This is a genomic window from Rothia sp. ND6WE1A (assembly GCF_001683935.1).
In the GTDB taxonomy this organism is placed as follows: domain Bacteria; phylum Actinomycetota; class Actinomycetes; order Actinomycetales; family Micrococcaceae; genus Rothia; species Rothia amarae.
Genome location: NZ_LXTU01000024.1, coordinates 18,604 through 32,153 on the forward strand (window position 1 = coordinate 18,604; position 13,550 = coordinate 32,153).

Sequence of the window (13,550 nt, forward strand, 5' to 3'; positions counted from 1 at the left end):
GTGAGACAAGCTTCAAGGCGGTTCCATGTTGCCTGTATCACCGAAAAATATTCTACGGCTAGCGTGAGCCCAATCGCTAATTGATAGCGGGTTTTAGAAGAAGTGGGGCTACTGTCCCCTATTTCACTAGCGTTTACTTACTGAACGGTAACCCTAGGGATATGTTCAACAAGCAAGAGCCAAACGAGCGTAGCAGTAAGGTGAACTGGCTGGGGCTGGCATGAATTGCCTTACTGAGCGCTAGCGAAGCAGGCGAGAAGGTTAGTTCACCATTGCTACGCTCGTTTGGTTTCTCTTGGACAGTCGTCTCTTCTAGCTCTTGCCCTTTCCCCGACCCGCTTTGAGGACAGTGCCGCCTACTAGAAGCAACAGAATTCCTGCACCCACTAGCAGAACCAGATTGCGGCCGGTGTGCGCCAGGTAATCAGCAGAAGACGCCGTTGCATTTTCGTTCGCTTCGGCACCTTGACTTGCTTCTGCGCCGTCGCGCGAGTTCTCAACATCAGAATTGGAGCCAGTAGTTATGTCTACAGGCTGAGTGCTTGCCTGGCTCGCTGGTGCAGCGGGCTCAGCCGAAGGCGAGCCTGCTGGAGACGCAACGGCACTCGCAGGTGCGGTGGGCTCTGCCGAAGGTTGAGGCTGCTCGGAAGGCGCAGCCGAAGGTTCTTCGCTGGGTGCAGAGCTGGGGGTCTCAGAAGGAACCACTGCGGAAGCCGCTGAAACACTCCAGTTTTCGGTGAAGAAATCTGCGGGATCAATAATCTTGTTTTCCGTTGCCCACTGAATCATCAGGTCGCGAACAGCTTTTTGCTCGTTGTAGACAATTTCTGCATCGGTTACATGGGGGTAGCCTGACCCACCAGACCAGCGGTAGTTGTTGAGAGCAAGAATGACTTCCTGATCGTCCGCTAGAGCCGAACCATCTGCCAAGGTGAGGTTCTCTACGCGCTGCCCCACAGGCTTGGAGATATTGAGGTGGTAGTTCACGCCGGAGAGCACATCGTAGGAGTAGTCAGGGATTCCGCGGGTATCGCCGGGATACATGGCGTTGGTGACATCCGCCCAGTTGCTAATCTCTGCACCGGGCTCCTGCTGCTTGTAGTAGCGGGCGGACCATTCGAGGTAATCCCGCAGCTGGGCGCCGGTGAGTTTGACGCCCATGAGGGTGTTGTCAAAGACATAAAGCCCAGCCATATCTGCAATGGTGACATCGCCCTTTTCAAACAGCGCAGTGCGAGAGAACGGCGAAACTTCAGAAATCACAGGCAGGTTTTCGTTCTTCGTACCGGCGACGGCGCGGGTAACTTCTTCGGTCTGCACGTGGTTGATGAAGTCAAGAATCGCGGTATCTTTCCATGCAGATTCTGCGCCGGACATCGGCTCGGTTGCCTGGGCAACTACGGTCTGAACCCATTTCTGGGTGTCCGAATGGTAGGGCTCAATAGCTGCCAGAATGGCGGGGTCACTAGAATAATCTGCGGCGTTGAGGGTCTTTACCCTGGGTTGCTCTTCCTCTGACCACTCAACCTCGACCTTTCCGGTAGCATCGTCAATAGTCAGCGGCACAGTAATTTCTGAGGCAAAACGAGCCCAATACCCGGGTTGCGAGAAAAGAACCTTTTTGCCCTCTTTATTCACGAAATATTCTTGAGCTTTATCGGTCACATGTGAGTGACCACCAATCACCACATCTACGTCGGTGCTCTGTTCCGCTACCGAACGAGCCACGTTTTCTGCTTTTGCCGCAGGGTCATAAGTTACGCCCTCGGGGTCAAGACCGGTATGGGCTAGAACAATGACGACGTCAGCTCCTTCATCTTTCGCCGTCTTGGCATAGCGAGAAGCAGTTTGGGCAGCGTCCTCAAAAATTAATGTGCCTTCAACATTTGCCTTATCCCAGGTTTCGACGCCGGGGGTCACGACACCGACCACAGCAACCTTGACGGTTTTATCGCCGACCTTTTTATCAATCATGGTGTAGGGCGTCAGCGCTGGTTTACCGGTCTGGGCATCAATCACGTTCGCCCCGAGCAGCGGCATGTTGAGGTTGCCCTGATACTGTTTCAGCGCATCAAGACCGTAGTTAAATTCGTGGTTTCCTACAACACTGGCTTCATAGTTGAGCTGGTTAAAGACTGTTGCCATGGGGTCTACCGTGTCAGCGCCACGGTTCTGCTGGTAGTAGCTAGCAAGGCTCGAACCCTGGTTGGCGTCGCCGTTATCTACGGTTAGTACGGAGTCGCCACCCTCATTCTGCACTTGCTTGATGGCAGTTGCTAAATGCTCCATTCCCAGGGCTTTGGAGGGGTCTTTAGCGCCGTAGTTTTGACCGGTGAAATAGTCGTAGTCAGCCACATGGGAGTGGATATCGGTGGTAGCTAGAACGGTCAGATCACCTAGATCTGTCTCTGCCGCCATTGCTGGGGAGGCGATAATGACAGCACTGGTGGCTAGTAAAAGCCCGGTTCCTGAAGCGATGATGCGTCGCATCGAAAATTCCTTTCGTCAGCGGCGCGAGTGATGTGTGCGATGTCTTCATTGTAGGTAAATCAGGAAACCGTAGAGCCTCAGGACAGGGAAATGAAGCTAAATGACACGAGAAGTTTAGGTAACGAGCAGCTCACTAGAGAGGGCGGATTTCTACTACGTCGTATGATTTTGCGGGTTTACCTTCTTTGCCGCAGGAGGCAGGTACCGCGGCTGTTTTTCCCAGCTTGACGACGACGTCCCAGGCGCGAGTCTCGGCTCCCCGGGCGGATCCCCATTTCACGTGCACCGAAGATATGGCTGAATCGGAATATTTTTGAGGGGCATCTTCAAAAGTTAGTTCTTCAATTCCCGGTTCAATCTGCTCGGCGAGGAGCGACTCTCGCACCGCCACCTCGGCTACCTGATGAGCTGCTGGCAAGCTCGAACGTCCGCGCAAATTATCCACCAGCGGCACTCCGGTTTCCTCAAGACAACTAGTAGCAGCCAACATGCTTTCTGCTGAGATTCGCCCGTAGGTGTAACCGGATGGCAAAAGCATCGCCGTCGGGGCAAGCCTATGACCGCTCAAATGCGAACACTCCCATACGGTGCCGCCGGGTCTCATCTGATCGAGAAAGCGGGCAATGGGGCGACCTCGCAAGGCGCAGCACTGGTCTCTTTTGGCATGGGCACACACCAGGGTGAGAACCGTTCCGGGGAGCCGCTCTGCAAAGGGAATCTGAGAGGGGTCATTCAATGGCAATTCGAGTAAGTCTGCAGGCCCTTTCACGCAGAAAGTGAATAGTTGATCTTGACCGTGAATCCGACGGGCGAGAAAAACCCTTCGCACGCCGTCCTGAACCACCTGCCCCAATCTGCCCGGTTTACGGATGAGAAGCAGGCGGTATCCACCCTCATCAGCAAGTTTTTTCTCCAGTGTCTGAGCTACAGTGCTATCAAAGGCAACGCCATCGAAAATATCCCTTCCCCAGGCGCCGGGCTGTTCCAGAGCAATCCAGCCGGGTTCATACGCTGCTGTTCCCGCTAAGTTTCCCTCGGTAAAAGTGGAGCAGGAATTCTGGGGAACGTCAGGAAAGCGAATAGCGGAGAGAACCTTCTCTGCCGTTACATTTGACGCTACAGATGTTCGCGACGCTGGACTATTGAGCGTCCCGCTTTTGTCCTCTGATAAGTAAGTACCCATAGAAATAGCATAGAGGTGAAAGAACATTCAAACATCCCTTGTACAAAGGAGTAGGCATGATCGACGGCGCGCTTTCTAACCTTCCTCTTTGTAGGTCGCCCCGATAACAAAGCGGTTCGTGAAGCTGGTCTGGTTACCTTTGCGGTCAATATTTTCATGCTTCTTCTGGCGCTGGCTTCGGTAATTATTACTGTTCCCAAGTCTTCTCCCGAGGAGCTTGCAGCAGCAAAGGCGGCTAACAAGTAGGACTTTTCGGTAGCCTAAATACATGACCGAACAACCTACCTCAACAGATCAGAGCGCAACACCAACGCATCAAGCGTTGCCACCGCAACCTAAAGTACGCGTGGACGTATGGCTCTGGTCTGTTCGTGTCTTCAAAACTCGCTCTTTAGCTAATGACGAGGTCAAGGCAGGCCACGTTCGCGTCAACGACGCCCATATTAAGCCGTCGTTCAAAATCGGCAGCGGCGACGTCGTCCGGGTGCGTTACCCCGGGTATGAGCGGGTCTTTAGGGTAGTCAAAACCCTCACCAAACGCGTGGGTGCGCCGGTGGCGGTCACCTGTTATGAAGATCTTTCTGAGCCCAAGCCTGCCTACCTCACCACTGGCGCTGTGCCGCGGCGCGAACGAGGAGCGGGGCGTCCCACCAAGAAAGAACGCCGTGCCTTGGATAAACTTCGCGGCTTCAATGAGTAAGTTGAGCTCCGCAACTGTATTCTGTTTTCATGACAGACTTTACTATCCGAGGAATCAACGTGGATTCCGATGAAGAAATGCGCCAGCTCAACGAATTAGACGAGGCATGTGCGCAGGACATTTACGGGGCGTCCCAGAAGTCTACCGTTGATGAACGACGCGCGGCGCTCGCCCCCAGTGCTTACCAGGAAACCGAACGTTTTGTAGCGGCTGTTTCTGAAGGAGATACCGAGCGCGTTGTAGGTATCGCTATCTGCGGAATGCCCTTGTATGAGAACAAAAAGACGGCGTTTATTGGTCTAGCGGTTCACCCGGAATACCGTGGACGGGGGATAGGTTCGGCTTTGGCGGAGCGGCTGAAAGAAACTGCCCAGTCTGCCGGTCGAACCGCCTTGGATTCGTGGGGTGAGATTCCTGCTGATGCCAACGCCGATGATTCAACGCTTCCTGTGAACCGTATTGCCCGCCGTCTAGGGATGGAAAAGAAAAACGTGGCGGCGCAGAAGAGCTTAGACCTTCCCCTCCCCGATGGGAAACTTGCGCAATTCGAAGCGCAGGTTGCCGAAAAAATTGGCGACTATCGCCTGGAAACATGGACCGACGGCATTCCCGAAAATCAGCTAGAGAATTACGGAATTTTATTGCGCCAGCTAGAGCTCGACGAACCCACTGGTGATCATAGAAATGAAGCGCCTGAGTTTTCTGCCGATCGCGTGCGTGAAATCTACGAGAAGCAAAAAGCTATGGGGTTCCGGGGCGTCATTACGGTGGCATTCTCGCCAGAGAATGAAATTGCTGGCCAGAGTGAAATTATTTATAACACCAATGAGGGAACTTCTATTGGTTTCCAAGAAAATACTTTGGTGATGCCTGCCCATCGCGGGTATGCTCTAGGGCTGGCCATGAAGGTGGCTAATCATCGCAAGTTAGAAGAAGTAGCGCCTCACATTAAGGTGGTGGCAACGGGCAATTCATCGCTGAACACCCAGATGAACGCCATCAACGAGCAGTTCGGATATAAGGTCGTCTGCCAGGAAATTGCTTTTCAAAGTTAGGAGAGTATGTGGCGGAAAATCAGAACCACGAACCAAACCCTTGGGAAGCCAACGACCCCAACAATACGAGTTTCTATCCGGAGCCACCGCCGGCGTCGTCCTACGTTCGTCAGCTTCACAAGCTGGCGGTTGGCATGCTAGTGGCGAATGTAGGGGCGTCTATCTATTTTTTCGTCACGGTAGGTAGGGACCAGGAGGATTTTAGCCTTATGGCGTTGCTGTTTCTATGCCTTTATCCGTTTATGGCGATACGGCGCGGTATGAATCCTCGGAAAGTTCGGCTCAGGGAGTTACCTACGACTGAACGCGGCTGGTGGCGTCGCTATGAGATTGTGCGGCGCTCAGAATACGTGCTGGCAATTTGGTGGTCACTGCTCAACTGCGCGTTTTTATTCCTGAGCACCGTGCTGGGCTGGCAGCCGCGAGGGATATTTTTCTTCGCGGTCACGGGCCTGACGGCGTACCTCATCCAGTGGCAGTACAAGCGGCAACTGGAGAAAAATACCGCGCACCTGGAGTAGTTGCGGGTGCGCGGGTCACTAAATCTGTGAAAGTGCATGTATTTGAGTTCACTTTTACAGATTTGCTGAGCATCTTCAGGAGAAAAGCGACGCGGCTAGAAGGAATTCCTCAACCGGCGTAGAGTAGTAAGCGTACTGTTTATGTTATTTGTTTATGTTATTTTTGGAGGAAATAATGGCTGATCTCACCAAAGAGCAAGTTGTAAAAATCATGCGTGAGGAACGACTGGTGATGATGGCGTCGCTCTCTGAATCCGGCAAAATCCAGACCCACCCTATGACCCCGCAGGAAATTACCGACGACGCCGATGCATGGTTCTTTATTGGACTGAACTCTGATCAGGCGCAGCAGATTAAAGCGAACCGCGCGGTTAACCTTGCTTTCGCAGAAACTGGTTCCTGGCTATCAGTCTCAGGCACCATTGAATTTATTGAAGACCGCGCACAGGCTGAAAAGCTCTGGAATAAGGGCATGGAAGCTTACTTTGAAGGTGTAAATGATCCCAATCTGGGTTTGATTCGTTTCAATAGCGAATCCGCGCAGTTCTGGGGCACTCCGGGCGGTAAGGTTATGGCGCTGGCTGAGATTGTGAAGAACCGTTTGACCGGTGCTGATCATAACGGCACTAGTGACACTGTAGAGCTTTAAAACATAAAGGTCTTTTGTAACAGCCTGACTATAACTGGGACGAGACCCTCTTCAAGAATTTCGCGAGTATTTTTGATTTTAGCGTTCCCACTATTGTGCAGATACTGCCGGAGTTTGTTAGGTAGCGAGGGGACTTGCAAAGGTACGCGTCCTTTGCTTTTTCCTCTCCTGCCTAGCCTTAGGATCGGAAACGGGGTTCAGCACGGGTATCAATTTTCTATGACTTTAGACCTTTTGTGAGTAAATTTTGTAGTTGAATTCCATAAAAGGGGAGATAAATTACTACCAAAATTTCCCCTGGTCACCTAAATTATCAGAACTCGATAGGAACGATCATGCCCCCAATGAACCCTAAGCGCAGGGAACTCGTGAAAGGTATAGGATGGGCCGCCCCAGTAATCTTAGCGACTACTGCTATACCCGCCTATGCCGCATCTCAAAATTCTACAAAAACCCTCCAAGGAAAGTTGTTGCTGGGTAAATCTTGCACGACGGCAGGTGCAGGAACCTCAGTTATTTCACTCGATGGTACAAAAGAGGCTTATCCCACCGGTGGGCTGTGGGTGGGCGGTGTTAATGCCACCGATAAAATCACCAATGCCACCATCACTTTCTACTTACCCACATCGTTAGGATCTTTAGCCTGGGTCAATACTCGTTTAGTTGCTGATCCTACCTATGTTCCTGTGTGGTCAACTCCCAAAGTTGATACAACTGTGCCTCAGCGAAGCGGCTACACTGCGTACACCATGAAATACAGTGGAGGTTGGACCTATAACTCTACTGATAAGACATATATTGCTGCCGTCCCCCCGAAATTCACGGCAAAAATTTCTTATGCAACCTGCACCTCTTCAATTACTGCCTATGCGACACGTAGCGTGAGGGTGAATGGAACGGTTTACTCGTTCACCCGAGGGCCGGTCACAATATAAATCTGTGGAGATACGGTCTATCTCCACGTCTGCTCGCCCACAAGGAGCAGTCCAATAATCATCATCACTACCCCGGAGAACAGCCCCACCGCCCCGATTACTACCAGACCTAGATATCCCAGCACGAGCCCTGCCACTGAGGGGCGCGGAGATTTGTGTTTGATAGTTGAGCTCAGAACGTATGCCCAATCTGCGCCTGGGGTGCAGGCAAGTAGCAAAGAAATAGACCAAAAGGTAAAAGTTGAAGCGAAGGACACGTTCTCAATTTTCTCTGGACGGCAAACAGATCACTGATCCGGGGCGGTAACTCAAGGAATACAGTAGCGCATTGGGGGTGACGTTTGTTTGTTCAAGCTCTATCGCTCGGTTCGATACAGTAGTTTCATGTCTTCCTCACTTACCCCTGCGCCGTCAGCGTCACGTTCTTCTAGCCTTAATCGGCAGATACTCGCGCTGGCGGTGCCAGCTTTTGGGGCGCTCGTCGCCGAGCCGCTTTTTGTGCTGGGTGATACCGCTATTGTGGGGCATCTGGGCACCGAGCCGTTGGCGGGTCTAACTTTGGGCGCAACCGTTATTCAGACGGTCGTGGGGATTATGGTTTTCCTGTCCTACTCCACCACCCCTGCGGTGGCGCGAGCTTTTGGTGCAGGAAATTTGCAACGAGCTTTTACTGCCGGACGCAATGGCCTGTGGGTAGCGCTAGGGCTGGGGGTAGTTCTCGCTATCGTGGGGTGGTTTATTGCAGAACCTGTGTTGCGGGCAATGGGAGCCTTCGGAACCACCGCGGAGTATGGGGTGGCTTATTTGCGCCCGTCGTTGCTCGGTCTGCCCGGCATGTTGCTGGTGCTTGCCGCAGTTGGGGTTTTGCGCGGTCTGCAAGATACTAAAACTCCGCTGTACGTTGCGGGAGTCGGCGCGGCCCTTAACTTGGGGCTGAGCTGGCTTCTGGTTTATCCGCTGGGCATAGGTGTGGCAGGTTCAGCGGTGGCGACTGCCTTCATTCAGTGGTGTATGGGGCTGACTATGGGTGCAATGGTGGTCCGCGGTATGCGCGCGCATAGCGTTTCCCTTCTGCCCGATCTCCGTGGATCTCTCAGTGTTTTTCGAGTGGGCGGCTGGCTCATGTTGCGTACGCTCACCATGAGAATTGCGCTACTTTCTACGGTTTTTGTGGTGACCCATCAAGGTGCCACAAATCTTGCTGCTTATCAGCTGACCATGACGTTCTTTAACTTTCTTGCCTTTGCCCTCGATTCGTTGGCTATCGCTGCCCAGGCATTACTGGGTAAGGAAATGGGTGCACGGGATCTTTCCACAACGGCGGGGCGAGGCGCCGTCCGGTACCTTAAAAATCGCTTGGTGAAGTGGAGTCTGTGGTTTGGAGCGGTGACGGGTCTGCTCTGCCCCATCGTTGGGTTCTGGGGCGGCTGGATTTTTACCGCAGACCCACAGGTTCAGCATCTCTTCGCTCTTGCGATGCTGGTGGTTGCGGTAGGGCAGCCCATCGCAGCTTACGTTTTTATTCTCGACGGCGTTCTCATTGGCGCTCAAGATGTTCGATACTTGGCTCTAGCTTCGGTTTTCACACTGGCTTTCTACGCTCCTCTGCTAGTCATCGTGTATTTCAGTATGACCGATTCGGTGTGGGCATTTCTTGGAATCTGGACTGCGTACGCAGGTGGTTATATGGGTGCTCGCGCGCTGACGTTGGGAGTGCGCGCCCGTCAGGACGTATGGATTAAGTAAGGGGAGGGCAGGCGCTCCCGGTTTGAGAACACGCGGTTCGTTCAAAAGCACAGCTAAGATCCGTGTGTGGTGGAAAAATTGTGTGCTTTCGATATGGTGTGAAGCCTCTCACTAATTGGTAGGCTTTCCCTAGGAGGAAACCACATGCCTGTACATCAGAACCACATACTTACTCTGGGGATATTGACGCTGGGAGTTCTCACTCTGGCGGGGTGATCGAACGACGCCGCATCGCACGCAAGATCCAACATTGGAGGCTACCGATGAAATGCGCAAAGCCTACCGTTCTTACCGGAGGAATCATCGCAAACCTCCTCAGGGAGATGCGGATAAATATAACGCTGAAATCCAGCAAAAAGCCGACGAAGATGACCAGGCATACACGCTCTACGCCACTCATTATGCGGCATGGCTTCCCCTGTACGCCGTAGCGCCGAGCTTGTATTCAGGTAGCGGAGTGACCCCTGCAGAACACCAGGACCTCTCCTCGACCAGTGGTAGTTCCTTCGGCGGGGGAGGCGGATTTTCCGGCGGCGGAGCTGGCGGAAGTTTTTAAAGAATAGAGCGCCCCAGCGGAAATATTTTCTTTATCAATAATTTATTGGTTATTAAGTGTGGAGCTAGAGCGAACGGCATGGCACACTAGAAAGCTGATGCGGTAATAGAGAGGAGTTGTCCATGAGTGAGAGCACTGTTATAGCTAAACATAAGCTGATATTGGTGTTGTTCCTTGTTATGGGCGCATTTCTCTCTCATCTTTCATTTGCTCGTGCTGCCGAATCTCCAACGTCCGCCGATATTCCCTCAGCTCCCAAGGAAGGATACATTCGCGACGATGTCGACTTTTTAACCCCCGCAGACGAACAAGATATCAACGCCGTTATTGACGCCGCTAATAAAAATACCGACGGCGTGCGTGTCATGGTCTATATTTTTTCCAGTTCAGAAGTGAGCAATATTGCGGACTACGCCGGCGAGGTCTCCAAAGCATGGAACTTAGGTGGTGAAGAAGGAAATGGGGCGCTTCTTGCAGTAAATGTGCGAAATGGAGACATGCGTATTTATCGTGGTCGTAACGCTACGTTAGATAATGCTTCGACAAATGAGATTCTTCAGTATGTACTTCTGCCCAAGCTGAGCGAGGGCGACTTCAAAAATGGCATAGGCGACGCCGTCAAGAGTATCTATCAGAAAGCTGGGCAGGCAGAAAAAGTTCAGCAGGAAGAAAAAAATCAGGCGTACGCGCGGCAACTTCACGGTATGTGGTGGGTTCTCGGTGCACTTTCGCTTTACCTGCTAGGTGTTGCTACCTATAGGATTCGCCGTCGTCAAAAATTTTACCGGTATGCCGATGCGCAGATTTATGATGCGGTCAGTAAAGACCCCCAGTTAGAGGTCTCGGACGAAACGCGCAGGGCGTATCGGAAGTATCGGGCTTTTTATAATCACAAGCCCGATGAAGGTATTCTTCCCTATAATTCACGGTTAAAATCGAAGACCGCAGAGAGCCATGAGGAATACACCCAGTATGCCGATAACTTTGAAGAATGGTTGCCCCTGTATCGAGCAAATCCCGATTTATACACCGGTGAAGGCAATAATCCTGATGGACGCTTTAGGTAAGTTTCCTAAGCCGTTGTATGCTTAAGTTCCATGGTGAACAACATTGGCTTTGACCGTGAGAAATATATCGAGACTCAGTCTCAGCACATCCAAGAGCGCCGCGAAGAATTAGGCGGCAAGCTCTACCTCGAAATGGGTGGCAAACTTTTTGACGATATGCACGCTTCCCGTGTGCTTCCCGGATTCACTCCGGACAACAAAATCGCGATGCTTGAAAAAATCCGCGATGAAGTTGAAATCCTTATCTGCATTAACGCAAAAGATCTTGAGCGCCACAAAATGCGCGCTGACTTGGGTATTTCCTATGAAGATGACGTCCTGCGCCTCGTAGATGTTTTCCGCGATCGCGGTTTCTTGGTAGAACACGTAGTGCTTACGCAGATGGAGGACGATGACCGTCTCGCCGTCGCCTTCAAAGAGCGCCTAGAGCGTTTGGGTATGAAGGTTTCCCGCCACCGTGTAATTCCCGGTTACCCCACGAACATGGACTTGATTGTGTCTGAAGAGGGGCTGGGGCGTAACGAATTCGCAGAGACCACCCGCGACCTCGTTGTGGTCACTGCTCCTGGTCCCGGTTCAGGCAAGCTAGCTACTGCGCTCAGCCAGGTTTACCACGAAAACAAGCGTGGAATCAAAGCTGGTTACGCAAAGTTTGAGACTTTCCCTATCTGGAATTTGCCGCTGGAACACCCCGTTAACCTCGCGTACGAGGCAGCGACTGTGGATCTCAACGACGCCAACGTGATTGACCACTTCCACCTCTCGGCATATGGTGAATCGACCGTCAACTACAATCGCGACGTCGAAGCCTTCCCCCTTCTCAAAACCCTGCTAGAGCGCGTTACCGGCACTACCCCCTACCAGTCACCGACTGACATGGGCGTAAACATGGCGGGTAACTGCATTACCGACGACGCCGCCTGCCGCCACGCATCTGAGCAGGAAATTATTCGCCGCTACTTCAAGACCCTGGTGGATGAAGCTCGTGACGGCCTGGATTCTACTCAGTCTGACCGCGCCGCAGTAGTGCTGGCGAAGGCCGGCTTGAAGGCTGAAGACCGTGTGGTCATTGAACCTGCTCGTGCGCGTGAAGAAGAAACTTCGCTACCCGCTGCAGCAATCGAATTGCCCGATGGCAAGATTATTACCGGACGCACCACCGATCTTTTGGGTTGCTCCTCCGCTATGCTCTTGAACGCTTTGAAGCACCTGGCGGGTATTTCAGATGAAAGCCACCTGCTTTCCGTTGAATCTATTGAGCCTATTCAGAAGCTCAAGACCGTTCACTTGGGAAGCCAGAACCCCCGTTTGCATACTGACGAGGTTCTGATTGCTCTCTCAGTTTCTGCAGCGGCAAATGAAGAAGCCCAGCGTGCACTGGAGCAGCTCAAGAACCTGCGCGGTTGCGATGTTCATACCACCACTATCCTCGGTTCAGTTGATGAAGGTATCTTCCGCAACCTTGGTGTACTGGTGACTTCCGACCCGAAATTCCAGCGTAAATCGCTGTATCAGAAGCGGTAGTTTTTCCCGCAGGGGAGTTTGTATCAAAAAAGTCGGTTTGTACCAAGAATTTCGTGGTACAAACCGACTTTTTTGATACAAACTTTAAATTCCGACACCGATACCAAGTAATATTTCGCCGGCAAGTACCGCCCGCGCGTCGTGCTTTGTACAGTGGAAGAAACCACACATCCCTACAGAAAGTACCCCCCCCATGACGGCAGCTTTAGTATCACTTGTCTTACTTATTATTCTTGTTGCGCTTGCGCTGATCTTTCTGGTGAGTTGCATTTTGGTGGTGCCGCAATCGGACGTCTATGTCATCGAGAAGCTGGGTAAGTACAATCGCACGCTGTCTTCCGGTCTTCACTTCCGCTTGCCGTTTGTGGAGCGAGTTGCTTACAAGCAGACCTTGCGTATTCGCGAGCTAGACCTGCTGGTTGCCACCAAGACCCAGGACAACGTCTTCGTGCAGGTTCCGGTGAACGTGCAGTATTTTGTGAATGAGAATGAACAGGACGTCAAAAACGCCGTCTACAAACTGTCGAACCCTGAAAATCAGATGCGTTCTTACATCCAGCAGAACATTGTAGGTTCGCTCTCCAAACTTGACTTGGACGAAGCGTACGGTTCGCTCCACCAGGTGGGTCTGGCTCTGCAGGGCGAGCTGACCGAGAAAATTGGCGAGTATGGTTACGTCATCAAGGATACGAACGTCATCGACGTCGAGCCTGCGCCTGAGGTCAAAGATGCCATGAACCAGGTCAATGCTTCTGAGCGTAAGCGCCAGGCTCAAATTCTCACTGCCGAAGGTAATAAGCAGGCAGCGATTCTGGACGCCGAAGCTGAGCGTGACGCCCGCCGACTGCGCGGTGAAGGTATCGCGCAAGAGGGCGATGAGATTGCCAAGGGCATGAAGGAACGCATCGACAAGCTCAAGGACGCCGGGCTATCCGCTGAAGCGGCTGTAGAGTGGCTCAAATTCAACGACGGCATGGCGGTTTACTCTGCCCTCGCCTCCAGCAACAACGCCAAGGTTATTATGATGGACGGCAGCAATCTCAGCGGCCAAAACCGTTCCATGACCTCAGATGATATTACCCGCAGCATCATTCAGGCGGAGGAAGTGCAGTCCCACCGCTAAG

General features: G+C 52.4%; 13 protein-coding genes. 10 read left to right on the forward strand and 3 right to left on the reverse strand.

Annotated features, from left to right (window positions below):
* Positions 1-312: 312 nt before the first annotated feature.
* Positions 313-2,490, reverse strand: a complete 2,178-nt coding sequence (locus A7E48_RS02440; protein ID WP_068169018.1) for a bifunctional UDP-sugar hydrolase/5'-nucleotidase — start codon at positions 2,488-2,490, stop codon at positions 313-315.
* A 133-nt stretch (positions 2,491-2,623) separates the two neighbouring features.
* Positions 2,624-3,700 (reverse strand): sucrase ferredoxin, encoded by a 1,077-nt coding sequence (locus tag A7E48_RS02445; RefSeq protein ID WP_068169019.1) that lies wholly within the window; start codon positions 3,698-3,700, stop codon positions 2,624-2,626.
* A gap of 241 nt (positions 3,701-3,941) precedes the next feature.
* On the opposite strand from A7E48_RS02445, the gene A7E48_RS02450 reads away from it, so the two are divergent.
* The 5 genes from A7E48_RS02450 to A7E48_RS02470 all read left to right on the forward strand — a co-directional run bounded on the left by A7E48_RS02450 (position 3,942) and on the right by A7E48_RS02470 (position 7,533).
* Complete coding sequence (locus A7E48_RS02450) at positions 3,942-4,373, forward strand: RNA-binding S4 domain-containing protein (protein WP_083147143.1); 432 nt, start codon at positions 3,942-3,944, stop codon at positions 4,371-4,373.
* 59 nt (positions 4,374-4,432) lie between these two features.
* Positions 4,433-5,428, forward strand: coding sequence for a GNAT family N-acetyltransferase (locus tag A7E48_RS02455; protein WP_158004386.1), 996 nt, complete (start codon positions 4,433-4,435; stop codon positions 5,426-5,428).
* An 8-nt stretch (positions 5,429-5,436) separates the two neighbouring features.
* Positions 5,437-5,949 carry a hypothetical protein gene (locus A7E48_RS02460; protein WP_068169021.1) on the forward strand — a complete coding sequence of 171 codons (513 nt, stop codon included), beginning with the start codon at positions 5,437-5,439 and terminating at the stop codon, positions 5,947-5,949.
* Between the two features lie 175 nt (positions 5,950-6,124).
* Positions 6,125-6,598, forward strand: coding sequence for a pyridoxamine 5'-phosphate oxidase family protein (locus A7E48_RS02465; protein ID WP_068169022.1), 474 nt, complete (start codon positions 6,125-6,127; stop codon positions 6,596-6,598).
* A gap of 335 nt (positions 6,599-6,933) precedes the next feature.
* Positions 6,934-7,533: a hypothetical protein gene (locus A7E48_RS02470; protein ID WP_141669352.1), complete on the forward strand. Its 600-nt coding sequence runs from the start codon at positions 6,934-6,936 to the stop codon at positions 7,531-7,533.
* Between the two features lie 17 nt (positions 7,534-7,550).
* Here A7E48_RS02470 and A7E48_RS02475 read toward each other — a convergent pair whose 3' ends face one another.
* A complete protein-coding gene (locus A7E48_RS02475) occupies positions 7,551-7,790 on the reverse strand; it encodes a hypothetical protein (RefSeq protein ID WP_068169024.1) in 240 nt (79 codons plus the stop codon).
* 127 nt (positions 7,791-7,917) lie between these two features.
* Between A7E48_RS02475 and A7E48_RS02480 the strand changes: the two genes are divergently transcribed.
* The 5 genes from A7E48_RS02480 (at position 7,918) to A7E48_RS02500 (ending at position 13,549) form a co-directional block, all read left to right on the forward strand.
* On the forward strand, positions 7,918-9,279 hold the full coding sequence (locus A7E48_RS02480; RefSeq protein WP_068169025.1) for an MATE family efflux transporter: 1,362 nt from the start codon (positions 7,918-7,920) through the stop codon (positions 9,277-9,279).
* Positions 9,280-9,529: 250 nt separating this feature from the next.
* Entirely contained in the window at positions 9,530-9,835 is a 306-nt protein-coding gene (locus A7E48_RS02485; protein WP_068169026.1) for a hypothetical protein, read from the forward strand.
* A gap of 122 nt (positions 9,836-9,957) precedes the next feature.
* Positions 9,958-10,902 carry a YgcG family protein gene (locus A7E48_RS02490; protein WP_068169027.1) on the forward strand — a complete coding sequence of 315 codons (945 nt, stop codon included), beginning with the start codon at positions 9,958-9,960 and terminating at the stop codon, positions 10,900-10,902.
* A gap of 30 nt (positions 10,903-10,932) precedes the next feature.
* Positions 10,933-12,426: a DUF1846 domain-containing protein gene (locus A7E48_RS02495; RefSeq protein WP_068169028.1), complete on the forward strand. Its 1,494-nt coding sequence runs from the start codon at positions 10,933-10,935 to the stop codon at positions 12,424-12,426.
* A 193-nt stretch (positions 12,427-12,619) separates the two neighbouring features.
* Positions 12,620-13,549 (forward strand): SPFH domain-containing protein, encoded by a 930-nt coding sequence (locus A7E48_RS02500; protein ID WP_068169029.1) that lies wholly within the window; start codon positions 12,620-12,622, stop codon positions 13,547-13,549.
* Position 13,550: the final 1 nt, after the last annotated feature.

Excerpts from the sequence above, each read along its gene's own strand:
- A7E48_RS02495 (WP_068169028.1), top strand. The coding sequence starts at position 10,933 with ATGGTGAACAACATTGGCTTTGACCGTGAGAAATATATCGAGACTCAG.
- A7E48_RS02450 (WP_083147143.1), top strand. The coding sequence starts at position 3,942 with ATGACCGAACAACCTACCTCAACAGATCAGAGCGCAACACCAACGCAT.
- A7E48_RS02445 (WP_068169019.1), bottom strand. The coding sequence starts at position 3,700 with ATGTTCTTTCACCTCTATGCTATTTCTATGGGTACTTACTTATCAGAG.
- A7E48_RS02465 (WP_068169022.1), top strand. The coding sequence starts at position 6,125 with ATGGCTGATCTCACCAAAGAGCAAGTTGTAAAAATCATGCGTGAGGAA.
- A7E48_RS02470 (WP_141669352.1), top strand. The coding sequence starts at position 6,934 with ATGCCCCCAATGAACCCTAAGCGCAGGGAACTCGTGAAAGGTATAGGA.
- A7E48_RS02480 (WP_068169025.1), top strand. The coding sequence starts at position 7,918 with ATGTCTTCCTCACTTACCCCTGCGCCGTCAGCGTCACGTTCTTCTAGC.
- A7E48_RS02440 (WP_068169018.1), bottom strand. The coding sequence starts at position 2,490 with ATGCGACGCATCATCGCTTCAGGAACCGGGCTTTTACTAGCCACCAGT.
- A7E48_RS02500 (WP_068169029.1), top strand. The coding sequence starts at position 12,620 with ATGACGGCAGCTTTAGTATCACTTGTCTTACTTATTATTCTTGTTGCG.
- A7E48_RS02490 (WP_068169027.1), top strand. The coding sequence starts at position 9,958 with ATGAGTGAGAGCACTGTTATAGCTAAACATAAGCTGATATTGGTGTTG.